Here is a 24,541-nt window from a genome sequence, read left to right as displayed (position 1 = left end):
ACTGTGCAATCGATTGAGCGATTTATATTCTTGCTGTAGAACAGATGATCAATACTCTACTTTGTAATCTTTTTTGAGCACATCACCATTCCATGCTTTTTTGCTTGTCCAGCTAGCAGCAGGATCTGTCCAGAATTTATTTTCTGCCGGAAGACCCAATGTTAAAAAACCAAGTGTGGTTAAATACAAACTACCTGTTGAAGTGTATTGATCAGCCACCATTGGTTGATGTCCGTTGAAACCTAAAACCAGCCAACCATTGGCATCGAAGTTCTGGTTGCCATCAAACATCTTATGCATTACCGCAGTTAATCCGCAGCGAACCTGTGCAGGTGAAACATGTGCAGGTAGTTTTTCCATTAATGCAGTTTGTGCCAATGCCTGGAACGCAGCTGTGCGATAAGTAATGGAACGGCCAAATGCAGGATAAGTTCCATCCGGTGCAATCACACGTTCAAGAAATTCACCGTAACGGATCATGCGTTGCAAAGCAAGATCATATTCCTGCTGCTGTGCCATTTTCTTTTCAACCAATATGCCCAACAGATCAACCAACATAGGATGAATAACAAAAGAGTTGTAATAATCCATGCTGAATTTTTCACCATCGCCATACCATCCATCACCAGCATACCATTCTTTCATTTTACGAATAGAAAAATCAATACGTGCAGGATCGTGCTGCTCTCCTATTTTCAGTAGAAACCCTTCTGTAAGCCCTGCAAACAATAACCAGTTGTTATAAGCTCCTTTTCTTGTGCGTAATGATTTAAATTCTTCAATGAAACGTTTCTTTGTTGTTTCATCGAGCGGCTCCCACAATGCTTTCGGTGCACGGATGAATGCGTGCGCTAAAAAAGCTGCATCAACAATCGGCTGAGCTTCTGTTCTGAAGTTGAGATAATCCGGGTGGTTTGGATCAACAGCATTGGCTAATCCTTTCAACAGTTCACTACGCATCTGTTTCCGCATCTTTCCTTCTTCAGTTTCATCATCAGGCAATGCTAACCAAGGCGCAAGCCCGGCCATTGTACGGCCAACAGCTTCTAAATAAGTAACCTTCTTTACAGGTAAGTAATAATTAGGCCCTTGTTCCAATGGTAAATTTTGCTTTAGTGTTCCTTCAGCAAGATTATGTACAACGGGATAAGCGATCTTATATAATGTATTTGCCCAAAACAACCTGTCTTGCTGACCAGTTACAATCGCAGGTTGCAGCTGTTCTTTTTTCTTTATCTTTTGTGCGAATGCTTTATGTGTAGATATAACTGATAAAACTAAAATTGCTAAAAGCGTGAAACTTTTTTTCATGAAAATCAATTGAGCGTAAAATAGAAGATGACTTGAAATTACAGAACTTAGCCTTTCTGAGCTGTAAAGAGTTTCTTTCCTTTCATCAACAGATCGTAACGTTGTAATGCTTCAAGAAAATAATAATCAGCATACACCAGCGGCACATTAATTTCTGTGTTGTGAGGAATACTACCTACAGATTGCATCAACAGAAAATTGCCATTGTTTCCTATTGGCGCCCTGTAAGCCGGACTTGACAATGAATGCAGCATTTTAACTGCAAAATTCCGGTATTGCTTCCCTTTTGAACTGCTGTAGGTACTCAACTCCATTAAAGCAGACGCCACAATTGCTGCTGCTGATGCATCACGGTAAAGTTGTTTCACATTATTTGCGTGAGAACGAACACCGGGCGTATAGCCTTGTTGATTTGCATTAAAATCCCAATAAGGAATTTTATCGGCGGGAAGGTTTTTGTGATGCATAAAAAAATCTGCCAGACCTTCTGCTGTTTTTAAGAAGCGTGGATCTTTCGTTTCACGATAAACCATAGTGAAACCATAAATAGCCCAAGCCTGTCCTCTCGACCATGTTGAATTATCTGCATAGCCTTGTGCGGTTTCTCTTCCTGCCACTTTACCGGTAATGGTATCGTAACACACAACATGATAAGAGGAATAATCTTTTCTTATCTGGTTCTTCATGGTATTTTCTGCATGTGTAACTGCAATATGACGGAAAGATGTATCGCCTGTTTCCTTTGATGCAAAGAAGAGCAATTCAAGATTCATCATATTGTCAATGATCACCGGGAAGTTGTATGTTTTATTTCCGTGCCATGACCTGAATATGTTCCATGATTTAATACATCCTGTCACAGGATTGAAACGTGTACTGAGAGAACGTGCCGACTGAACAAGTATATTTTTATATGCTTCATTACCTGTAAGCCTGTAAGCATTGCCATAGCTGCAATACATCATAAACCCGAGATCATGATGTTGGGTAAACGTCTTGAGAGGTTCGAGGCGTTCTGTCCATTGCACTGCAGCCGTTTTCAAATCTGCATTTTTACTGTATTCAAATGCATACCATAAACTGCCTGGAAAAAACCCTGGTGTCCAGTCGTACATATTTGTTGTAACCAGTTTCCCTGTTTTATTAATGGTACGGGGAAAAGCAAGTTTATTGTTTTCCGTTGCCGTGAGCATATTCTTCAGCTGCTTACCTGCATATGTAAAATTTTCTTTTACAAAAACCGTCTCCTTTTTATCGCTACGGAATGCGAATGCAGCTAAAGAAATAAAGCCAAGAACTACAATTGATTGTTTCATTAAATATTATTTGCTGTTAATAGATTCATTTTTTGCGATCACAAATTTGTATCGCCCTTTTAACTGTTGTTTTTTAGCTGTTAAGCTTAATCTGTAAATTTCATTGCCCCAAACTTTTGATAAACGCTGATCTGTTTGAGGAATGGTTTCAACAGCTGCATCAAACTGTGCTGCATTATATTCCAGCTTAACAGACTTGCCTTCTTTTTCAAGCAACACAACACCTGCTTTTGAAAGGTCAGGTTTTGCCCATGTAAGAAAGTTGACTTGGTTTGCTGCTTTCAGTTCAGTTAACTCAAATGCATCATCAATGATTAACTGAGTTGCCAATAGTGTATAACTACGCACCCATTTTTTTACAGAAGCTTCTTTATTATATGCATCGCTGATGTCAGCACTGAATAAACTCTTGTTTGCATCAAACGAAACATCTTTTGCTTTATACTGTGCACCAAACTGCTGCGGATTGCCATTGATCATAGGCAGATTGTGATAGTTACTCTGCATTGTCCAGATGGTATAACGTTCGCTGCTGAAAGTTTGTCTGCTGTATGTTCCTACCCCTGCATCAATCAACATCGGCACTTCATTTACATACAATGAAAATGTACCAACGTCATTATGATTATGACTTTCGTTGTTAAAGCCTGCTTTACCTGCAAAGAAGAAACCTTCTTTGTTTTTCATGTAGCAAAATTGTGTTTGCGGATACCAGGTGTAGTTTGCTGTTGGCAAAGCTGGTTTTTCCCGGAGCAATTCGTTGTATGATGCAAGGTTTTCAATACTGCGGAAGAAATCCCTTCCTGCATTGACCTCAACTTTACCCTTATTTGCATTTACAAGATAAGCAGCAAATGCCTGCATCTCTTCACTGCTCACTGCTTTACCATATCGGTAGATCACACCGGCATCACCACCTCCTTTTGCAGAAGCGTCAGCAAAATTCACGACCCAACCATTGCCAACATAACTGCGGGCAATGTATTCACCCATGCTTTTGATCATGGGCTCATTAAAGATGCTGAGCTTGCCATTGCTTGCATTACTCAGCAGTTGAAGATAATCGTATAGTTTACCGGCAGCATGTCCCCAATACGATGGACCTTCTTCACATGCGCCATCGGACTGTACATAGTTAATGAAATGATCTACACTTTGCATGGTGCGATACACTGCAGCTGAAAGTTTTGTTTCATCCTCTTCCAACAAAAGAAAACAAGTGAGCACATTTGAATTACACCAGGGATTCCAGTTGTTTACCAACACTCCGGGTTTGTAATTGAATGCCTGCCACCAGTAGTCACTACGCTGCATGTATGGATCAAGAATACGTTTCTGAATATTTGCACGAAGTCTTGATGAAATAACAGGGTTTATTTTATCAAATTCAGCATGCAAAAAATACCATGTCCATGATAAGAACGAACCCATATCGGCAGAAGTAAGATCAATGATCTCTTCACGATAATCGGGTAACGAACGTCTTGATTTTTGTGCACCTAAATGTGCCGACAAAACCCATGATGACATATCGCAGGTTTGCCACACACCATTAATAATTTGGTTCATGAAACGTCCCTTCCCTTCTGCCAACTCTGCAAATACCAAGCGACTTAATGCAGTGTTGTTTGCATTAAACGGGTTTTCCATTGCCACACGACTGCCACTGCGATCATACTCTAAATAATCAGACGCTGTAACCACTTTCCATGTATAGTTAAGATAGGATTCACCTTCTTTAATTAATTCATCTTTCAATGATCCGGTAAATGCATCCCAGCCATTCCTGTTTACATAAGCAGGATACCTGATCCATGCTGTTTTTGAAACAAGACTTGCTTTCACCTGGTCAACTGTTGCTTTCTTCTGTAACAGGTTACGTGTTTCGTACGCACTTACTGTAAACGCATGAAAGAACAACACAACAAGAATAAATACACGAAGCATAAACAATCGTTTTAATTATTGAAGACTATAAGTTTATACTGAGCAAGGTTTGATTGTATCATGTACAGTATATTTTTTATCAGCACAACCTGTTGATGTAAATACAAAAGCCAACATGATTTAAAAGGCACCCGTTCAAATAAACAGGTGCCGTGCGTGTTATATAAACGAAAACTGCTGCTGTTTAAAAATTCTATATGATAAGATTTCGATTACCAGTTAGGGTTTTGTGTTAATGTGTTATTGCTTAATCCTATCTGTGCAGTTGGTACGGGCCACAAATAATCTTTAGCCGGATCAAATTTTCTTTTATCTGCTGCCTGGTACAGAACATAACCATTCTGCGTTGTGGGAGCAGTAGCTCCACCATAGTTTACACCTGTGCTGAAATATTTGCGTCCCAATACTACTTTCGGCAACTCTGTTTCAGCTGTTTTCCAACGTAACAAATCCCAGTAGCGAAATCCTTCAAAAGCCAGTTCAACTGAACGCTCTCTGCGTATTTCAGTTTGCATATTTAATCCATTGGCAGTAACAAATGCGTTGGTCAACAAGGGTAGTTTTGTAATATCATTATTCGTAGCCCTGTTACGCAGAAGGTTAACAGAAATATTCAGATCGGCATCAGAAATACTATTGTTCAATTCATACACAGCTTCTGCATAGTTTAACAGTACTTCGCCGTAACGTATAGCAATAAAGTCCAAGAAAATATTTGGTGATGCTAAAAAGTCTGCCTGGCCTGTCCAGTATTTTTGTTGATGATAGTGATATGTATTGCCGTAGGTAGGATTACCACCGGCGATAGAAGCAAATGGATCACCTGCTTTGAATGATGTCAATACAAAGCGGGGATCCCTGTTCCGGAAATCTGTGAGCAGACTTGTTTCCTTACCATTTGAATCAAGAGAGGATTTGCCTGCAGGTAAACCATCAGCATAAAGCGCCAGCAAATGAAATGTTCTCGATGCGGAATTTCCACCATCTGTAAGGTGCGTACGCATGTATGACTGCGAGGCAATAACATTGCTAATATCCTTACCATAAATTCTTACGAGAATATTTTCTTTGTTATTTGTGTAACCTTCGCCCGGGTACCTGAACAGGTTTTGATAACTCAGTGCACCATCTTTTGTATAAAGATTGTGTTTTCCCTCGTTCATGACAAGCAAAGCCGCATCACGTGCTATAGTAAAATGCCTTGCCGGATCTTTTGTTCCTGTAAATTCCGGCGCACCATGAAACTTGTGCCATGAACCTTCATATAATGCCACACGTGATTTAAAAGCGAGAGCTGCACTCCTTGTAATACGTCCATACTCTCTTCCCGGCTGACCTGCTGAAGCGGTGCTACCCGGTAGTTTATCTGCCTGCGGACAAACACTTGCAGCAAAATCAAGATCAGCATAAATAGAATCTACAACTGCTTTCCGGTCTGTACGGGGAGTATATAAAGCCGGGTCAGAACTACCATTAATGGTTTTGCCGATGTAAGGCACCGATCCATAAGTTCTTACCAAACGAAAATAAGCCAGAGCCCTGAAGAAACGTGCCTGTCCGATACAATTGCTTTTCATAGGTCCATCCGGAATACCGGCGGCTTTTTCAATTACATTATTGGCCGCTCTAATGAAAGTATATAAACTATTCCACTGGCCATCGGTGGCAGGGACAGGACGGCTTCCGTCACTCACAGTATTAAGATTATAAGCACCAGCAGAGCTTAGGTTGATTGCCAGGTCGCTATAACGATCTTCCAGGGGCATATCGAAATCAGGGATACTTGTATATAAATAGTTTGTGCCCACAATTAAATCGCTGGAGTCTTTCCAAAAAACAGGGTCTGTAATGACTGTCCTTGTATTAATATCCAACTGCTTTGTACACCCGGTTGTAATAAGCGCAACCGTTGCAACAACTATACATATTTTAAAAGAGATTTTATTTAAACGCATTTCTTGAACATTGTAATAATGAATAATAGTGATTCCATTTCCCCAAAGGCTAAAAGCTGATGTTTAAGCCCATTGCATAGCTTCTCCAGATCGGATAACCAAATGAAACTCTATCTGTATTCTCCGGATCGTAATAATTAAACCACATACCAGTCAACTCCCAAAGATCCTGTCCGGAAAAATAGAGTTTAATGTCACCCAATCCTTTTACGTTATGCATGGCCTTGCTGAATGTATAACCCACTTGCAGGTTTTTCAACCGTATGTAACTGGCATCCTGCACCCAATGAGATGAAACCTGGTCGTTTATCCTGTCACTAAAACGTATAGCCGGGAATTTGGCATTTAAATTATCGGGCCTCCAGTAATCCTGGTGAATTGCCCAAGGCATTCTCCACCCGTCATATAACCCGATACTGGCAGTAGGTTCAATTAAAATATTTCTTTTGCCAACACCGTTGAAGAGAAAGGACAAGTCAAAGCCCTTCCAGTTAACGCCGGCACTTACACCAAAAACATAACGGGGATTTGTATTACCGAGATAAACCAGGTCGCCATGATTGGCCGCAGTGCCTATACCCTGGTTAATGAAACCGTCTTTATTCATGTCAAGCAATTTGATATCGCCTACACCTGTATTTGTGGTTCTGCGGGGCGACCCTTGAACTTCTTCAGGAGTATCAAAATATCCATCAGCTTTGTAACCAAATATTGAGTTGGTTGACATGCCTAAAATTGTACTGTTTATGCCCGCAGAGTAAGTATTGGCTCCATCATAGCGAACAACTTTATTGACATCATCGCTGAGGTTGGCTGAAACAAAATACCCTCCGTTTCTGAATTTATCGCTCCAGTTAACCGTAACACCCCAGCCTTTTACCTGGATAGCGGCAAGGTTGGCGCTGTTTGGCGTTACTCCCAACAATGCAGGAAGATTTTGTGCAACAAATACGTTGTCATTTTCTTTTATAAAATAATCAAAGTGCACACGTAACCTTCTTTTCAGCACTTCGATGTCAAACCCGAAGTTGGTTGTTTCTATGATCTCCCATTGCTTGCCTTCTGAGGCCAGTTCTGCTTGTCGCAAAAATGCCGTACGAGAATCATTGAATGGATAAAAACCTCTTGCCAACACACTCTGGAAATCATAGTTGCTGGCATTAGGGTTGGCGGTTTGTGCACCACCGGCCGTTCCGTAAGAAACAGCTAATTTAAATTCATTGATCCAGGGCAATGTTTGTTTAAACCACGCTTCCTGCGATGCACGCCAAAATGCGTTGAGTGCATAGAATGTCTGAAACTTATTACCCGGAGCTAAACGTGAACTACCATCATGACGAAGCACTCCTTCAAAGTAATATTTACTCGCATAATTGTATGATAACCGTCCGAAATAAGACAGCCATCTGTTTTCTTGTATGTTATCTGCTACATTCGTCACATCAGCTGTAGCAAGGGTTGTATAGTTTAAAGTTTCGAAATTATTCAACAACAAAGCCCTTTGAATAGCCTGCATCCAGTCGTACGTATATGTTTTATACTCTGTGCCGCCTAACAAATGGAAACTGTGGTCGCCCAATTTATAATCGTAATCGGCTGTTGCAAAAATGTTCTGACTGATGGTATAAGGCCTGGTTTTATTATACGAGTTCACCTGGTTAATGGCGGTGCCGGGAATTGGAACTTTATTTGAGTCAATTGAGAAACGTGCGACTGTTTTATTAAACACTTCTCTTGCAGAGAAAACCATACCCGGACTATACACCACTTTTAAATCAAGTCCTTTTACAATTTGTTTAGCATTAAGGCTAAGCACGCCATTCATGTTATACCTGTCCTCCTGATCATAACCTCCATCTTTCAAAATGGGATAAGCAGTGGATATTGTACCAATGAAAGCATATTTGCTGTCGTTTGTGCCCGGTGTGAAAATGGGGTTACGGGCAGCACGGATCGAATAAATATTATAGATCAAACCTTCACCGGTAACACCTACTGATGGAGCCAGGATATTTTCCTTAACAAAAGACAAGCGTGTATCAATAGAAAATATCTTAGATAACTTGGTATTATAATTCAGCCTTGCATTGAACCTGCTGTAGCTGTCAGGCCCAAATTTGAACACTCCCTGTTGACCCAGGTATCCTACAGAAAACAGGTAAGTGGATTTATCTCCGCCACCCGAAGCACTAAGATTGATATTGCGTTGTATACTTTGTTTACGCATTAAAATATCAACCATGTTATTATTGTAATAGTAGTCCCATGCTTTAGTATTTGTATTCCATACATCTTCAACAGTTGGATCATCAAACCATTCCAGTTGCTGATCAGTAAAGTCTTTATTCTGGTTAGCAAATACCCGGGCTGCGTTTATCAGTTCGCCCTGCCTGCGTGAGCTCAACAATTCCGGGCGTGCAAACGGAGTACGGGTAGTATACATCGTCGTCAGTTCAAAACGGGTTTTTTGACTCATCTTGCCGGCTTTCGTGGTCACCAAAATCACACCTCCACCTGCTTTTGCACCGTAAATGGATGCCGAGGCTGCATCTTCCAAAACAGATATTGTTTCAATATCATTAGGGTTTAATGAAGCAAGATCTCCTTCAACTCCATCAATAATTACTAAAGGAGAATTATTAACCCCCAAGGAAGTAATACCTCTTATTCTAGCTGTCAGTCCTTCACGACCAGGCTGGCCATTGGTACGGGTGATGACAAGCCCGGGAGTAGTTCCCTGCAAGGCATCCAAAGTATTTGTAACCGGCCTGTTATTCAGTAATTTTTGATCTACTGTTAATATACCACCACCAATATCACGTTTGGTCTTGGTGCCGTAACCTACCACCACCACATCAGTTAATTCAGTAGCCCTTGTTTTTAGTTGAACATTAATGTTGTTTTCGGTTCCAACAGTAACCTCACTTGATTCAAAAGTTACAGCCGTAATGATCAGTACATCTCCGGATGCAGCAGTAATGGTAAAGTTGCCGGCCTCATTGGTAGTTGTACCGGTGTTTTGCTTTTTAATGCTGACAGATGCACCGGAAACGGGTTTCCCGTTTTCATCTTTTACTGTACCTGTTATTGTTTTTGACTGTGCAAAAACGATGAATGGAAGGAATAAGAGAGCGCCTAACCCGCATAGCAATTTAGTGCCGGGAGGCAATGAAAGATTTTTAAGCAATCGCATGAGCAGAAGTTTTTATGTAAATAATCAAGGGATGTGCTGTTAGAATTTTAAACACTTAAGGTTGTAATAATTCTTAGCATCACATTTCTACATGCAATATTTGTTGCGGTAGAAAAAAGATGGGGTGACAAACCTAAAAGAATAGGGTGAATTTCATAAACGAAAAAACAATCCGTTGGTTTTCAATGACAAATCAAAACGAAGGAAGGAAGCTGTTGTGGGGTTTCATCCAAATATCTTTACTTTTAAACCTGTTGATTTAAACGATATGTGCCAGGTTTCCTATTCACTCCGCTGCTTATTCAATAAAGTTTGTTTTGCGTTGCTGTTATTAATGACACTACAGGGCAACGCACAAACGATGTCCTTTAATCATATTACCATTGAAAACGGTCTTTCAAGTAATTCCGTTTTAGCGATTACCCAGGATAGTACGGGTTTTTTATGGTTTGGAACAAGAATGGGCGTTAACCGATATGATGGCACACGGTTTAAAAACTACGTACATAATGCAAAAGACAGTAATACGCTTTCGAATAATGATGTGATCTCACTTTTCTGTGATTCCCGCAAAACGCTTTGGGCAGGTACTTATTTCGGACTTAACCGTTATAACGAAGAAAAAGATGTTTTCGAGCGAGTTAACTTCAGCAGCGGCTTCATTACTATTAACTGCATTTATGAAGATAAAAAAGGGACGCTCTGGATCGGTAGTTCCAACGGACTGTATGCTTTTGCCAACCGGCAACCCGAAAAACTAAAAGTATATAAATCAGGGAAAACAAATTCAATAGCAGGAAATAATGTGCGTGCTGTGTTTGAAGATCATAACGGGCACTTATGGGTAGGCAGCAACAACGGACTTACCCGTATGATTCCGCAAAAGGATGGTTATCGCTTCGAAAGCTTTACATACGAACCTTCCAATCCCCGCTCGTTAAGTGCTGTTCATATAACAACAATAACGGAAGATGCAAAACAGCAATTATGGATCGGCACACATAACAGTGGTATTAATTTATTTGATCCATCTACCGGATCGTTTACCCGTTTTGGAAAAACAGGCAACAGCACTTCAGGTCTTATTAATAATAATATCCGAATTATTGCATCAACACGCAAGGGCTTGTTATGGGTAGGTACCCAGGAGGGTTTAAGTATTATTGACCCGGTCACAAAAAATATTCAATCATATCAAAACGATCCCGGCAATAAAAAAAGCCTGAGTCAGAATTCCATTTACAGTTTGTATGAAGATGCAAATGGTTCTGTATGGGTAGGTACTTATTTTGGCGGCGCCAACTCAACCTATCCTTACAGTACAAATTTTTCGGTTTTACAAAATCATGCCACACGCTCAAGTCTTAGTAATAATGTGGTGAGCAGTATCGTAGAAGATGGCCGACAAAATTTATGGATAGGTACAGAAGGTGGAGGATTAAATTATTATAACCGCACTACTAACCAATTTACAGTTTATAAAAATAAGCTTGGTGATGCGGGCAGTCTTGGCTCAAACCTGGTAAAAGTTGTGATGATTGATAAAGAACAAAACGTCTGGTGTGGCACACATGGTGGCGGGTTGAATGTGCTCGACCCAAAACAAAGTAAATTCAAACGTTACCTGTACAAAGAAAATGATGCCACCACACTCAGCTCTGAAGTTTTTTCGCTGATGGAAGATGATATCGGCAGACTTTGGGTGGGGTCTAACTTGGGTTTGAAGTTGTTTAGTAAAAAAGGAATTGAACTTACACCACTTTCGTTCAGCACAATTACTGGTTTTGTAAATGGTATTCCGGCCAGGACATTCTATAAAGATGCAGAAGGTGCTGTATGGATCGGCGGAGTACCCGGCTTATATGTGGTGAATGGGAACAGCATGAAAGAATTGAACACCGACTTACATGTGAATAATATCACACAGGATAAAAAAGGAAACATCTGGTTAGCATTAAGCTATGGGGGTATTGCCATGTACAACAGCAGTAACGGCCAATTTATACGCTATACAGAAAAAGATGGATTGCCGAATAATAATATCATCAGCTTGCTTGAAGATGAGAATGGTTTCTTTTGGTTAAGTACGGATAATGGATTGATCAAATACAATCCGACTTTAAAAACGGCCCAAACTTATACTGTAAGCGATGGACTTGCAGGTAATGAGTTTAACTACAATTCCTATCTTAAAGACAGTCGTGGTGAGTTTTTCTTTGGAGGCTATCATGGCATTAGCAGCTTCTTCCCTTCTGCAATTGAAACAAACAGTTATGTTGCGCCTGTTGTGTTTACAGGTTTGCGGTTGTTCAATAACACTGTTGCAATTAATGGTGAAGACGGATTGCTTGATCGCAACATCAATCAAATGAAGCGTATTGTATTTACGCACAAACAAAATGTATTTACCATTGAGTTTGCTTTGCTGAACTTTATTAAAAGCAACAAAAATCAATACGCTTACAAACTGGAAGGCTTTGATAAAAACTGGAACAAAGTAACAACTGCATCTGCCACATACACCAATCTCCCCTCAGGTTCTTATACCTTCCTGGTAAAAGCTGCTAACAATGACGGCGTGTGGAGCCAGCCTGCTTCAATTGATTTAAAAATACTTCCACCTTTTTGGCTTACATGGTGGGCCTATTGTATTTATGTTCTTGTTTTTGTGGCCATTTTATTTTTAGTAGTTCGCTTCTTCTTCCTGCGTGAGTTATTAAAGAAGGAAGATGAATTGCACCAGGTAAAACTGAATTTCTTTACCAATGTATCGCATGAGATCCGTACGCATCTTACGTTGATTATGGCACCGGTTGATAAACTGCTCGACACAAAACAAAACGATGGGTTTATTCAACAGCAATTAACCCAGGTAAAAACCAATGCCAACCGTTTATTAAAACTGGTAAGTGAGCTGATGGATTTCCGCAAAGCAGAAACCAATCATCTGAACCTGCACATTGAACGGCACAACCTCATCCCCTTCCTTCAGGATATTTACAGCAGCTTCCAGGAAACATCAGCGGCAAAGCACATTCATCTTTCCTTTATTCATGATGCAGAAGATATTCCTGTATATTTTGATAAAGAGCAACTGGAGAAAGTGTTCTTTAACCTGCTTGCCAATGCATTTAAGTTTACACAGGAAGGCGGGCGCATTTCATTAATGGTTGAACAGCACGATAACAAAGTGAATATTACAGTCACAGATAACGGTCGTGGTATTGCGCCTGAATATTTAGATAAATTATTTACCAATTTTTTCCAGGTGGCAGATCATGGCCTGCAAAACACCGGTTATGGAATTGGCTTGGCTTTGTCGAAAAATATAGTGGAGCTGCATAAAGGAACGATCAGCGTTGAGAGCGAACAATCGTTGAACGGTAAGGAAAGTAGAACTGTTTTCACGGTTACATTGTTCCAAGGCAACCGTCACTTTGAAACAACTAATCTTTCAGAGACTAATCCTGTTATTAATACAACAGTGATTGAAGCTGTACCTGTTGAGGCAGCCCATCAGCCAATCACGACAGCAGAAACAACGAAGGAAATGCAATTCAGTATTTTAATTACAGAAGACAATCCGGAATTACGCAGCCTTATGAAGGAAACATTCATTGATCAATACAATGTCATAGCCTGTGAAGATGGGTTGCAAGGATGGAACACTGCTGTTGAACTAATACCTGATCTCATCATCAGCGATGTAATGATGCCCGAGATGGATGGGTTTACACTTTGTACCAAATTAAAAACCGATGAGCGTACCAGCCATATACCTGTAATCTTACTTACTGCTAAAAGTTCAGAGAACGACCAGGTAAGTGGATTGGAAACCGGTGCTGATATTTATATCACCAAGCCTTTCAATACAAAGATCCTTGAACTGAATGTTCGCAATCTACTGGCTGCACGTGAAAAATTGCGGCAGAAATTCAGTCAACAGATCATTGCAGCACCTGAAGCAACAACAACACCAGAAACAGCTGCTGATACATTTGTAAATACTGTTGACAAGGAATTTCTAACCCGTGTAATGCAGTTAGTGGATGAACACATAGACGATCCTGACTTTGGCGTAGAAAAACTGGCAAGAAAAGTAGGCATGAGCCCTCCTATCCTTTACAAGAAAATCAAAGCTGTATCAAACATGTCGGTCAATGAATTTGTAAAATCGCTGCGCTTGAAAAAAGCTGCACAATTACTGGAGCAAACGGACATGACCGTTTATGAAGTTGCATACAATGTTGGCTACAACGATCGTAAATATTTCAGCAGGGAATTTAAAAAGCAATTTGGTAAAACGCCGAGTGAATACGCAGGAATTGATAAACATGAATAGCATTTAATTATTACAACCTATGTGTTGAAACTTTTCAATAAAAAAGTCCCCCGTTGTGCGGGGGACTTTTATGCTGCTTCAAAATTGTTCTGTTTCTTTGTCCGTTCTCTTAAGGTACAGAAGCCAGCTTGGTTTGGTTTGGTTCATAGGGCCAGGATTCAAAAACAGGCCTTCAATTGGATTTAAAGTGGCATTCGCCATTTGGTTTTTCGGTATCGGATTACTGTTGGTAGTGCAAGGATACTCCAGTTAAATTGTCTTTTGAACAATTACAGCGGCTTTGTTTTAAAAATTCATGCTAACCTAAGTTATAGCTAAGTGGTACTACCTATTTGAGGTATTTTTTCGCTGCATCAGCCTCCAACTTTATTCATTCACATCGTTGTGAACAACTTTTTTTAGAAATGTTTGACAGTTTTTGCAATTTAAAATCCAGATTTACAGCGTTAGATTACCGAAACCCATGTAATGGAACAAACAAAAGAAATAACTGCCCTGCTCCACCTCATTGATGATCCTGATGATGAAGTGTACTCACAAGTGAGTGAAAAAATCATTTCACTAGGTAAGGAAATCATCCCCAACCTTGAACATTTATGGGAAACAACGGCAGATGAATATACCCAGGAGCGTATAGAAATGCTCATCCACAGTCTTCATTTCCGTGATCTGCAAATGGATCTGAAGGCTTGGGCGAATGATAAGGAACACGATCTGTTTACGGGTGCTTTGCTCATAAGCCGTTACCAATATCCTGATCTTAATTTGCTTACTTACTACCAGGAGCTGGAGAAAATGCGGAGGAATGTGTGGCTTGAACTCAATAGTTTTCTTACATCGCTGGAGAAAGTGAATGTGCTCAACAATATCCTTTTCAACTATTATAAGATCAAAGGAACAGAGATCAATTACAGTCACCCTGATGATTTTCTTGTACATAAATTGGTTGAAGGAAAAAAGGGTAATGCAATACCTATCGGAATTTTGCTTCTTTCAATGGCAGGATTGCTTGATATTAATCTGTACATGATCAATATTCCCCGCCAGTTTATCCTTGCTTATTTTGATGATGATCCGGAGAATAATACCGGTGTTGAATTTCCACCTGAGCATATCCAGTTTTACATGGATGGAGCTTCAGGACAAATATTTTCGCACAAGGATGTTGAAACCTACTTCAAACGCATAAGCGTACCACCTACTGCTTCTTATTTCAAACCACTTGACAACAAACGCATCATACAACGTATGCTGGAAGAATATGCAAAGTGTTTTGATAATGAAAAGAATGCTTACAAGAAAAACGATCTTCTTTCACTTGCTGCGCAATTAAACGAATCGGATGAGTGAATTGATTACATGGGCATATTTTGAAAAAGTTGAAATTTGTGCAGGCACCGTCATTGATGTAACTGATTTCCCTAATGCAAGAAAACCCGCTTATCAATTGACCATTGATTTTGGCGAACATGGTCTTAAACGTTCATCGGCGCAAATTACCCATCACTACAGCAAAGACGAGTTGAAGGGGAAACAGATTGTTGCAGTCATTAATTTCCCCGTAAAACAAATTGCTAATTTCTTCAGCGAGTGTTTGGTATTAGGAGTGTATGATGAAAACAAAGAAGTCATTTTACTGACGCCAGATAAGAAAGTTCAAAACGGAGGAAGAATTGGCTGAAGCATCAATTCATACAGTTTATTACAAGTCACCGATAGGCACTATTTTATTAGAAATTGAAGATGAGCAATTGACTGTTGTTTCATTTCGTGATGATGTTGCACTTGCCGAAACAGGTTCAACAACATCTTTCATCCTGAAATCAGCCATTCAACAATTAGATGAATATTTTGCAGGCACCAGAAAACAATTTGAACTGCCACTTCATCCGGTGGGCACGGCTTTTCAACAAAAAGTCTGGGATCAACTGATCAAAATACCATACGCCGAAACGGTTACTTATCTGCACATGGCCAAACGTTTGGGGAATATAAAAAGCATTCGTGCTGCAGCCTCGGCCAATGGAAAGAACCCGATCGGTATTATCATACCCTGCCATCGAGTAGTTGGCGCCGATGGTAAATTAACCGGTTATGCAGGTGGCCTACATCGCAAGCAATGGTTACTGGAACATGAAGCTAAAATGGCTGGCAAGTCTTCTTCCCTTTTCTAATTACTTCAAATCTGTACTTGTAAACGACAATGGTAACAGCATTGCTGCATCGGGTATGATATAAACCTTACCATGCATGCCACCCAATATTAACCGGGTTGGTTGTTTGGTTTTTTCCTTAAACTCCTGCAATGCCTGACGGCAAATGCCACAGGGAGAAATGGGATGATTGCTTTCTCCATTGTTGTTGAAATAGCTGATCGCAATTGACTCAATAGGAATTTTAGGATAGAGCGAGGAAATAGAAGCCAATACAACTCGCTCAGCACAAAGACCGGCAGGGAAAGAAGCGTTCTCCTGGTTACTACCGGCAACGATCTCACCGTTATTCAGTTTGGCGACAGCCCCTACCTGGAAACGGGAATAAGGCGCATACGCATGTTGAGTTACTTCTCTTGCTTCATCAAGCAGCCATTTATCTTCCTCTGTGAGGTCGTCTATTGAATCGTATACCTCATACTCGAAATGATACTCGTGTTTATTCATGTTCACTTATTTATGACCGAAGTTCCATCCGGCATTTTACCCTTATCAGAAACTTTGGCAACAACCGTTCAGAAAAGGTAAAAGACAAAAAATCCCCCGAACATGTCGGAGGATCCATCATAAAAGCTCGGTATCAAATATAAGGTTTTATTTAATTGAACGGAAAATCCTCTTCCATCGTGGACCGCCATCCCAACTAAAGAAAATGAGCGATGCTTTACCTACCACATGATCTTCCGGCACAAAGCCCCAATAACGACTGTCGAGGGAATTGTGGCGGTTATCACCCATCAACCAGTAGTAACTCATTTTAAAGGTATAGCTGGTAGCCGGCTGGCCGTTGAGGATGAACTTGCCGTCTTTCATTTCAAAATCATTATGCTCATATGTGCGGATGACACGTTCGTAGCGGCTGTAAATATCAGGCGTAAGCTGAATGGTTGCTCCTTTTTTAGGGATATATAATGGTCCGAAGTTGTCGAGTGTCCATTTGCAATAAGTAGTATCATTTGGGAACACATCGCCGCCCATTGTTGGTCCGTTAGCTGAATAAGTTGAAACAAATGGCGCAATCGAATCTACGTAAGGCAACTTGCGGAAAATATCTAACTGTTCCTGTGTGAGAAATATCTCATATACATTATTACCTAAACCCGGAGCCTGTGATACTTCACGCAAACTTTCCCTGATGCCAAATTCTTCTTCAAGCATGGCATAATCAAGTGGCTGTCCTTTTGTTCTCAGGTAATAGTTCGTTTGAACACCTTTTGGAATATCATTCACTTTGCCATTGATGTACACCACTCCGTTTTTTATTTCAAGTGTATCTCCTGCAACAGCAACGGCACGCTTGATAAAGTTCTCACGCTTATCTACAGGACGGGTGATGATGATATCGCCATAATCATTCCAGATACGGTTTCTGTCGCCACCGGCCATTTGAATCGCATCGTAATAAGTTACTTTCGATCCGAAATTTACTTCGTCGTTAATAACGGTGTCGCCTACCGGCAAGTTAAACACCACCACATCATTCCGCTTTACAGGTTTTGCAAACCAACGGCGATAATCAAGCTTGATCCATTCGAGATATGATTTGGTTTTGATACCCGGAAATGTATGATGCACCAAAGGAAAAGCCAATGGCGTGTTTGGAACACGTGTACCGTAAGCAGTCTTACTTACAAATAAAAAGTCGTTCACCAGTAACGAACGTTCCATAGATGGCGTTGGAATCACATAGGCTTCAAACACAAACATTCTAATTAAACCGGCAGCAACGATAGCAAAGATGGCTGCATCAACCCATTCACGGATGGTAGATTTTTTATGTTTATGAACAGATTCTGCACCCAGGTATTTATCTGTACTGTTATAACCGATATAACTGAAATACAGAATTGGTACAAGTGCAGTTAAAGCATGTTGCCAGAACGCAAATTTTCCAAAGGTTTTTACAAAATCAATTAATATAGCAATGGTGATGAACCAGCCAACAATGGGAATAAACTGAAGGTAGAACCAGTAGCGTTTCATCCCTGCCAGCTCAACCATGATCCATACGTTGTAAAAAGGCACAAATGCTTTCCACCCTTCAACGCCGGCTTTTTTAAACATGCCATACAAACCAACAGCAGGTAACAGAACCAGGAAAAGGTTGATGTAAAAAATCCAAAGAAACTCGTTTAAAGACATGCTCTCTTTTTTTAATGCTCACAAAAGTAAGGGTTTCGGTTTTGCAGCCCGAACCTACCCTCAAATATTCTGTATCTGTTAACTCCGTTTTAGTTCATCAGAAATAATACGGCTGATCTCCTCTGCTTTGTTATACACCATAAAATGCCCGCCTTTGTCAATCACATAGTCAGCCTTCACGTACCTGATGGGGAACAGCTTATCGGCATTTCCATGAATATGTAGGCAATTGGCAGGAATTGTTACATTGTTCCAATTCACAATTTGATGAATGGCCCACTTGAGATACACTTTATTAACGGTTTCACGGAAATGATTGGCCAGTTTCTTCTCCGGCTTTGTATGTGTACCAAGGAAATAATTTTCGATTGGATATAGCAAAGGATGAGGTTGCGGCTTGATGAGTTGATGAAGTTTTAACTTCCCCGAAGTACGCATCCACCAAGGTTCTTCATTTCGAGTTTTAACAGATGAGATTAGGATGAGTTTTTTTACATTGATCAGCTTGGTTAATTCAACGGCCAGCATACCGCCAAATGATAAACCAATAATGACAGGCTCAGGTTCTGTAATGAAACTGCTCATTCGTTTGGCATAATCAGCAAAGGATTCATTTGGCTCTGGATCGATCCATTTGATAAAATGAAGTTCATAACCCGGCAATTGAAGCCGGGAGAATGCCCGTTCATCGGCTCCCAAACCGCTGATGCAATAAATTGATTGGCTCATGCCCTTGGGATCACAAAATTGTAGACATCTTCTTCGGTTATCACTTTGCCGGAGAGAATAACAAGACGTTCCATCACGTTCCTGAACTCACGTATATTACCACTCCAGTTATGTTTCTGCAATGCTTCAACAGCTTTTTTGTCGATTGCTTTTTTCGCTTGTCCGTAATCGTCAGCAACCTGTTGCAGAAAATGATCGGCCAGTAACGGAATATCTTCTCTCCGTTCGTTCAATGAAGGAACATGAATAATGATAACACTTAAACGATGGTAAAGATCAAGACGGAAATTTTTCGCTTCCACTTCTTTCAACAGATCTTTATTTGTTGCGGCGATGACACGCACATCAACTGTAATATCTTTTTCACCACCCACACGGGTGATCTTACTTTCCTGCAATGCACGCAACACTTTCGCTTGTGCAGTTAAACTCATATCACCGATCTCATCCAGAAACAGTGTTCCGCCATTTGCCTGTTCAAACTTGCCGATGCGTTGTTTAATGGCTGAGGTAAACGATCCTTTCTCATGACCAAACAATTCACTTTCGATCAATTCGCCTGGAATAGCTGCGCAATTCACTTCAACAATTGGCCCGTTGGCCCTGTTGCTTTTTTCATGCATCCATCTTGCCACTAATTCTTTACCTGAACCATTTTCACCGGTAATCAGCACACGTGCATCTGTAGGTGCAACTTTTTCAATCGTGTCTTTTATTTTTTTCAAGGCACTGCTTTCGCCGATCATCTCCTGCACCTTACTCACCTTGCGTTTCAGCACCTTGGTTTCCGTTACAAGCGTTTGCTTATCCATTGCATTGCGGATGGTAATTAGTAACCTGTTAAGATCCGGTGGCTTGGCTACATAATCAAATGCTCCTTTTTTCACCGCTTCTACAGCTGTCTCTATAGTACCATGACCAGAGATCATAATGATCGGCACATCCGGATTGATCTCTTTCGCTTTTTCTAAAAATTCAAGACCATCTACTTTCGGCATCTTGATATCGCACAAAACAACATCGTATGTTTTTTCTCTTATTTTTTTTAACCCTTCATCACCATTCTCTGCATCGTCAATTTTATAACCTTCATAAGAAAGAATTTCACCTAATGTTTTCCTGATTGCTTTCTCATCGTCGATAATTAATATGTGACTCATACGGTTTAACAGGTTCTTTTATGGAATTTTTTTTGAATTGCTTCAAAGCTAACCAAAAACCATGCAAGTATGTATGCAGCTGCTTTTTTCTTTCTTACTGCCGGATTTGCGCTGGCAGTACCTTTTGATTCACATAATTTAGTTAACAAACACAGTTACCCAAACCAAATCAACGACATTCCGTTGCCTGAAGGTTATGAGCGATTGCAATTACAGGAAAGCAGCTTCGGCTATTTTCTACGCCAGCAAGCATTAAAAAAAGATAAAACAGTTTATCTCTACAATGGCCAACCCAAATACAATCAATCTGCTCAATATGCAGTGTTGAATATATCTGTAGGAAACAAAGACCTGCAACAATGTGCCGATGCAGTAATGCGGCTACGTGCTGAGTACCTCAGGCAGCAACAGAAACCAATTTGCTTTGCTGATAACGCAGGTAAGAAATATTGCTGGGAACAATACAAACATCGGGGCTGGCAAGGTTACCTTGAAACGGTATTTGGCATGTGTGGTACCATTTCACTAGAAAAAGAATTAAAACCAAAAGACTGGAAGAATTTAGCTGTTGGTGATGTGCTCATAAAAGGCGGTTCCCCCGGCCATGCTGTGATTGTGATGGACGTTGCCCGGCACAAATCCACGGACAAAATTATCTTCCTACTGGCCCAAAGTTACATGCCGGCACAGGATATTCATGTACTTCATAATTTGAATGATAAGAAGCTAAGTCCATGGTATCGAGAACCTTCAGGTGACAAACTGGCTACGCCTGAATGGACATTCTACGCTACCCAACTACGTAGCTGGCGTTGAAACCGCTTCGGTAATTACCGAAAGAAAATACAGGTTTTCTCCGATTGTTTTTGAATGGGATGATGTTTACTTTTGATACGTACCAAAACCAATCCCTATGAAGTTAAGTTCAATCTCTACGCAGCCGGCCTGGAAGATCGCTGTTAAAATTTCAGCTTTGGGCCTTTCGCTTGTATGTATCACTTACGGCTTTGTTTGGTTGCTGTTAAGCACCCTGCGTCTGTTCGTTGAAGGACTGATGCCGTAAAGTATTTGGCTTCCACAAATTGTAACTCTGCAATGCGGCTGACTCCCCTTTGCTTATAAAAAAAGAAAGCCGGATAGAAATCCAGCTTCGTTTAAAATCCAATATCCTATGAAAAACCGTGGCAAATATGCTGCAATTCTTTCGAATAAAAAATTATACAGACATTTATTTGTCTGCTAATGCAAAAAGCCGATCAAATTGACCGGCTTTAAAGCATTATTTCTAGTTTTTTATTTCTTCATGTACATCACTTCTTTCACAAGCTTCACTGTACGAGGCACATCTGGAAGATAACCGCCCACTAAAGTTGGTGCATAGTGCATTGGAGCATCAACACTGGTAATACGACGGATAGGCGCATCAAGATAGTCAAATCCTTCTTTCTGAATACGATACGCTATTTCAGATGAAATTGAAGCGAAAGGCCATTGTTCTTCCACAATCACTAAACGATTTGTCTTCTTCACGCTTTCAAGAATAGTAAACCAATCCAACGGACGAATCGTACGCAAATCGATCACTTCGGCTTCAATGCCTTCTTTAGCCAGTTCTTCAGCAGCGCCAAGCGCCACTTTCATCATCTTATTGTAAGAGACAATTGTTACATCACGACCAGGACGCTTAATATCAGCTTTGCCGATCTCAATAATATATTCACCCTCCGGTACGTCGCCTTTATCGCCATACATCACTTCACTTTCCATAAATACAACGGGATCGTTATCACGGATAGCCGCTTTCAACAATCCTTTTGAATCGTATGCTGTAAAAGGCGATACTACTTTTAAACCCGGGATGTTGGCATAATAGCTTTCAAATGCAGTAGAGTGTTGTGCACCCAGCTGACCTGCCGAACCATTTGGTCCACGGAAAACGATGGGGCAACCAACCTGTCCGCCACTCATGGCAAGCATTTTTGAAGCCGTATTCAGGATTTGATCCAATGCCAGTACAGCAAAGTTCCAGGTCATAAACTCAACGATGGGGCGCAAACCATTTTGTGCAGCACCTACTGCAATAGCAGCAAATCCAAGTTCAGAAATGGGTGTATCAATTACACGCTTTTCACCAAACTCATCGAGCATACCCTGGCTTACTTTGTAGGCACCGTTGTATTCGGCAACTTCTTCACCCAGCAAAAACACTTTCTCGTCTCTGCGCATTTCCTCTTGCATGGCTTCACGCAATGCTTCACGCATGGCAATTGTTCTCATTGAAATAGCTTTGTTTTTAAAGTGGGGCAAATTTATTGATAGAAGGCCAAACACCCAAAACTGATTCAGCCAATAATTAGCATATGGTTATTTGCAAATTCTCACCTTACTTTATATTTCTTAAAAATTATTTTGATTGAAAACGATTCTTGTATTTGGCGCAGGTAAATCTGCAACAGTTTTAATTGATTATCTGAAAACAACTGTTAGCGAAAAGAACTGGAAACTGATTGTGGCAGATGCCAATGCAGAACAGGCCAAAACAAAATTGGGCGACGCTCCCAACACCGAAGCGATTGAAGTAAATGTAACAGATGCTGATGAACGCCGTATGCTCATCGAATCATCTGATCTTGTGATCTCCCTTCTGCCTCCTTTTTTGCATATTCATGTGGTGAAAGATTGTGTTGCTGTTGGTCGAAACCTGCTTAATGCATCTTATGTGGATGATGCCATCAGAAACCTCGAGGCGGAAATACGAAGCAAAGAATTATTGTTTTTATGTGAAATGGGGCTCGACCCCGGTATTGATCACATGAGTGCCATGCAGTTGTTTGATGAGATAAGAGAAAGAGGCGGGAACATTACATCGTTTAAATCGCACTGCGGAGGTTTGGTTGCACCGGAAAGTGATGACAATCCCTGGCACTATAAAATAAGCTGGAACCCTCGCAACATTGTAATGGCCGGCCATGCCGGTGCTGCTTATAAAGAGAACGGCCAACTTGTACAGAGGACATACAACGAAGTGTTTGAAAACTGCCAGGAAATTGTTGTTGATGAGTTGCCGGCTTTTGCATGGTATCCCAACCGGGACTCAATAAGTTATATGCCCTTATATGGATTAGAAAATACCAGCACATTTATCCGCACAACTTTACGCTATGCTGATTTCTGTAAAGGCTGGGATGTTATTGTTGATCTTGATCTCACGAATGAACAGGATCAAGCATTGATAAGTAAAAGCAAAACATATCGTGAATGGCTGAGTGCAAAGTTGCAGCAAATTGAAGGCAGAGAATTAAGCCTGCGTATGTATCTTGAATTGTATGTGAAAGAAGCTGATCATGACATTATCCTTGAACAGTTTACATTTCTTGAACTGTATGGTAATGATACCTTACCGGCAAATGCGAAGTGCAGTGCAGATATCCTTCAATCAAAGGTTGAACAAAAACTTGCTTTACAACCAAGTGATAAAGACATGATCGTAATGTTGCATGAGATAGCTTATGAACTGAATGGTGAAACAAAAACAATCAACAGCAGTTTAGTCGTTAAAGGTGAAGACAGCTTGCGTACCGCCATGGCAAAAACAGTAGGTTTGCCATTGGGCATTGCTGCAAAACTTATACTTGAAGAAAAAATAAAACTGAAAGGCCTGCATATTCCAACCTGCAAAGAAATTTATATACCCGTGCTGGAAGAATTAAAACAACAAGGCATTGTGTTTAAAGAAAAGAGAAACTAAGTGGTTTTATCAAGTGCATCCCGTTCAACATCCAGAAGTTCATATTCCTTATTTGCAAGAATCAGTTTGCGGGATTTATAAACTTGTATCCAGTACAGAACAAAACAAACAAGCCAAATTAAGGGTACCACTATTCTTAACTCTTCGACGGGAATGAGCGATGCAAAATTTAAAATCAGGGATGAAATACCTATCGCACGTGTAGGATATAATTCATTAGTTGGAATGCCCAGACGTTGAAACTCCGCAGCGAATGAAGCAGATAAACGATTTACTACTACAAAAGCCCAATAGACATTAAACAGAGGTATCAACTGGAACCATATATCATTTGGTGCCAACTTCCTGCTGTTTTGTGAAATAGCCTCAAGTGCTAAATATTGCCCATACAGGAACATGATAAAAATGGCTAACAGAAGTGCTATTTTCAAAAAAGGCAGATCAAAAAAGCTAAAGCGATAAACATCAAGCATATGAACAATCAA

Annotated in this window: 17 protein-coding genes; 6 read left to right on the top strand and 11 right to left on the bottom strand. The window is 40.5% G+C overall.

The features are described from left to right. Positions 1 to 48 precede the first annotated feature (48 nt). The 5 genes from VK159_RS14465 to VK159_RS14445 all read right to left on the bottom strand — a co-directional run bounded on the left by VK159_RS14465 (position 49) and on the right by VK159_RS14445 (position 9,722). Positions 49 to 1,311, bottom strand: a complete 1,263-nt coding sequence (locus VK159_RS14465) for a DUF2264 domain-containing protein (protein WP_324230866.1) — start codon at positions 1,309 to 1,311, stop codon at positions 49 to 51. A 47-nt stretch (positions 1,312 to 1,358) separates the two neighbouring features. Next, positions 1,359 to 2,627, bottom strand: a complete 1,269-nt coding sequence (locus VK159_RS14460; protein ID WP_324230865.1) for a glycoside hydrolase family 88 protein — start codon at positions 2,625 to 2,627, stop codon at positions 1,359 to 1,361. 6 nt (positions 2,628 to 2,633) lie between these two features. Then, positions 2,634 to 4,574: a heparinase II/III domain-containing protein gene (locus VK159_RS14455; RefSeq protein ID WP_324230864.1), complete on the bottom strand. Its 1,941-nt coding sequence runs from the start codon at positions 4,572 to 4,574 to the stop codon at positions 2,634 to 2,636. A gap of 212 nt (positions 4,575 to 4,786) precedes the next feature. After that, complete coding sequence (locus tag VK159_RS14450) at positions 4,787 to 6,529, bottom strand: RagB/SusD family nutrient uptake outer membrane protein (RefSeq protein WP_324230863.1); 1,743 nt, start codon at positions 6,527 to 6,529, stop codon at positions 4,787 to 4,789. A 49-nt stretch (positions 6,530 to 6,578) separates the two neighbouring features. Next, positions 6,579 to 9,722, bottom strand: coding sequence for a SusC/RagA family TonB-linked outer membrane protein (locus VK159_RS14445; RefSeq protein WP_324230862.1), 3,144 nt, complete (start codon positions 9,720 to 9,722; stop codon positions 6,579 to 6,581). Between the two features lie 175 nt (positions 9,723 to 9,897). Between VK159_RS14445 and VK159_RS14440 the strand changes: the two genes are divergently transcribed. The 4 genes from VK159_RS14440 to VK159_RS14425 all read left to right on the top strand — a co-directional run bounded on the left by VK159_RS14440 (position 9,898) and on the right by VK159_RS14425 (position 16,238). Continuing rightward, positions 9,898 to 14,064, top strand: a complete 4,167-nt coding sequence (locus VK159_RS14440; RefSeq protein WP_324230861.1) for a hybrid sensor histidine kinase/response regulator transcription factor — start codon at positions 9,898 to 9,900, stop codon at positions 14,062 to 14,064. A 468-nt stretch (positions 14,065 to 14,532) separates the two neighbouring features. Next, entirely contained in the window at positions 14,533 to 15,414 is an 882-nt protein-coding gene (locus VK159_RS14435; protein WP_324230860.1) for a transglutaminase family protein, read from the top strand. Next, the gene (locus VK159_RS14430; RefSeq protein WP_324230859.1) at positions 15,407 to 15,745 is read left to right on the top strand and encodes a tRNA-binding protein; all 339 of its coding nucleotides are present in this window, start codon (positions 15,407 to 15,409) and stop codon (positions 15,743 to 15,745) included. Before VK159_RS14435 ends, VK159_RS14430 begins: the two co-directional genes overlap by 8 nt. Continuing rightward, a complete protein-coding gene (locus VK159_RS14425; RefSeq protein WP_324230858.1) occupies positions 15,738 to 16,238 on the top strand; it encodes a methylated-DNA--[protein]-cysteine S-methyltransferase in 501 nt (166 codons plus the stop codon). The genes VK159_RS14430 and VK159_RS14425 overlap by 8 nt, the downstream gene beginning before the upstream one ends. Here VK159_RS14425 and VK159_RS14420 read toward each other — a convergent pair whose 3' ends face one another. The 4 genes from VK159_RS14420 to VK159_RS14405 form a co-directional block, all read right to left on the bottom strand. Next, positions 16,239 to 16,724 (bottom strand): cytidine deaminase, encoded by a 486-nt coding sequence (locus VK159_RS14420; RefSeq protein WP_324230857.1) that lies wholly within the window; start codon positions 16,722 to 16,724, stop codon positions 16,239 to 16,241. Positions 16,725 to 16,871: 147 nt separating this feature from the next. Further along, positions 16,872 to 18,419: a S26 family signal peptidase gene (locus tag VK159_RS14415; protein WP_324230856.1), complete on the bottom strand. Its 1,548-nt coding sequence runs from the start codon at positions 18,417 to 18,419 to the stop codon at positions 16,872 to 16,874. Between the two features lie 78 nt (positions 18,420 to 18,497). Then, a complete protein-coding gene (locus VK159_RS14410; RefSeq protein WP_324230855.1) occupies positions 18,498 to 19,148 on the bottom strand; it encodes an alpha/beta hydrolase in 651 nt (216 codons plus the stop codon). Next, positions 19,145 to 20,308: a sigma-54 dependent transcriptional regulator gene (locus VK159_RS14405; RefSeq protein ID WP_324230854.1), complete on the bottom strand. Its 1,164-nt coding sequence runs from the start codon at positions 20,306 to 20,308 to the stop codon at positions 19,145 to 19,147. Before VK159_RS14405 ends, VK159_RS14410 begins: the two co-directional genes overlap by 4 nt. Positions 20,309 to 20,377: 69 nt before the next feature. Here VK159_RS14405 and VK159_RS14400 point away from each other — a divergent pair, with 69 nt between their 5' ends. Further along, complete coding sequence (locus VK159_RS14400; protein ID WP_324230853.1) at positions 20,378 to 21,124, top strand: DUF4846 domain-containing protein; 747 nt, start codon at positions 20,378 to 20,380, stop codon at positions 21,122 to 21,124. 477 nt (positions 21,125 to 21,601) lie between these two features. Here VK159_RS14400 and VK159_RS14395 read toward each other — a convergent pair whose 3' ends face one another. Further along, the gene (locus tag VK159_RS14395) at positions 21,602 to 22,585 is read right to left on the bottom strand and encodes a pyruvate dehydrogenase complex E1 component subunit beta (protein WP_324230852.1); all 984 of its coding nucleotides are present in this window, start codon (positions 22,583 to 22,585) and stop codon (positions 21,602 to 21,604) included. 136 nt (positions 22,586 to 22,721) lie between these two features. Between VK159_RS14395 and VK159_RS14390 the strand changes: the two genes are divergently transcribed. Then, positions 22,722 to 24,056, top strand: a complete 1,335-nt coding sequence (locus VK159_RS14390; protein WP_324230851.1) for a saccharopine dehydrogenase C-terminal domain-containing protein — start codon at positions 22,722 to 22,724, stop codon at positions 24,054 to 24,056. Here the strand turns inward: VK159_RS14390 and VK159_RS14385 are convergent. After that, positions 24,053 to 24,541, bottom strand: coding sequence for a hypothetical protein (locus tag VK159_RS14385; protein WP_324230850.1), 489 nt, complete (start codon positions 24,539 to 24,541; stop codon positions 24,053 to 24,055). The genes VK159_RS14390 and VK159_RS14385 overlap by 4 nt on opposite strands.

The sequence above is a fragment of the Lacibacter sp. genome (genome assembly GCF_035299325.1).
In the GTDB taxonomy this organism is placed as follows: domain Bacteria; phylum Bacteroidota; class Bacteroidia; order Chitinophagales; family Chitinophagaceae; genus Lacibacter.
This window is presented reverse-complemented; position numbering and strand designations above follow the sequence as displayed.

Excerpts from the sequence above, each read along its gene's own strand:
- VK159_RS14445 (WP_324230862.1), bottom strand. The coding sequence starts at position 9,722 with ATGCGATTGCTTAAAAATCTTTCATTGCCTCCCGGCACTAAATTGCTA.
- VK159_RS14420 (WP_324230857.1), bottom strand. The coding sequence starts at position 16,724 with ATGAATAAACACGAGTATCATTTCGAGTATGAGGTATACGATTCAATA.
- VK159_RS14410 (WP_324230855.1), bottom strand. The coding sequence starts at position 19,148 with ATGAGCCAATCAATTTATTGCATCAGCGGTTTGGGAGCCGATGAACGG.
- VK159_RS14435 (WP_324230860.1), top strand. The coding sequence starts at position 14,533 with ATGGAACAAACAAAAGAAATAACTGCCCTGCTCCACCTCATTGATGAT.
- VK159_RS14400 (WP_324230853.1), top strand. The coding sequence starts at position 20,378 with ATGTATGCAGCTGCTTTTTTCTTTCTTACTGCCGGATTTGCGCTGGCA.
- VK159_RS14460 (WP_324230865.1), bottom strand. The coding sequence starts at position 2,627 with ATGAAACAATCAATTGTAGTTCTTGGCTTTATTTCTTTAGCTGCATTC.
- VK159_RS14415 (WP_324230856.1), bottom strand. The coding sequence starts at position 18,419 with ATGTCTTTAAACGAGTTTCTTTGGATTTTTTACATCAACCTTTTCCTG.
- VK159_RS14465 (WP_324230866.1), bottom strand. The coding sequence starts at position 1,311 with ATGAAAAAAAGTTTCACGCTTTTAGCAATTTTAGTTTTATCAGTTATA.
- VK159_RS14405 (WP_324230854.1), bottom strand. The coding sequence starts at position 20,308 with ATGAGTCACATATTAATTATCGACGATGAGAAAGCAATCAGGAAAACA.
- VK159_RS14455 (WP_324230864.1), bottom strand. The coding sequence starts at position 4,574 with ATGCTTCGTGTATTTATTCTTGTTGTGTTGTTCTTTCATGCGTTTACA.
- VK159_RS14450 (WP_324230863.1), bottom strand. The coding sequence starts at position 6,529 with ATGCGTTTAAATAAAATCTCTTTTAAAATATGTATAGTTGTTGCAACG.
- VK159_RS14395 (WP_324230852.1), bottom strand. The coding sequence starts at position 22,585 with ATGAGAACAATTGCCATGCGTGAAGCATTGCGTGAAGCCATGCAAGAG.
- VK159_RS14430 (WP_324230859.1), top strand. The coding sequence starts at position 15,407 with ATGAGTGAATTGATTACATGGGCATATTTTGAAAAAGTTGAAATTTGT.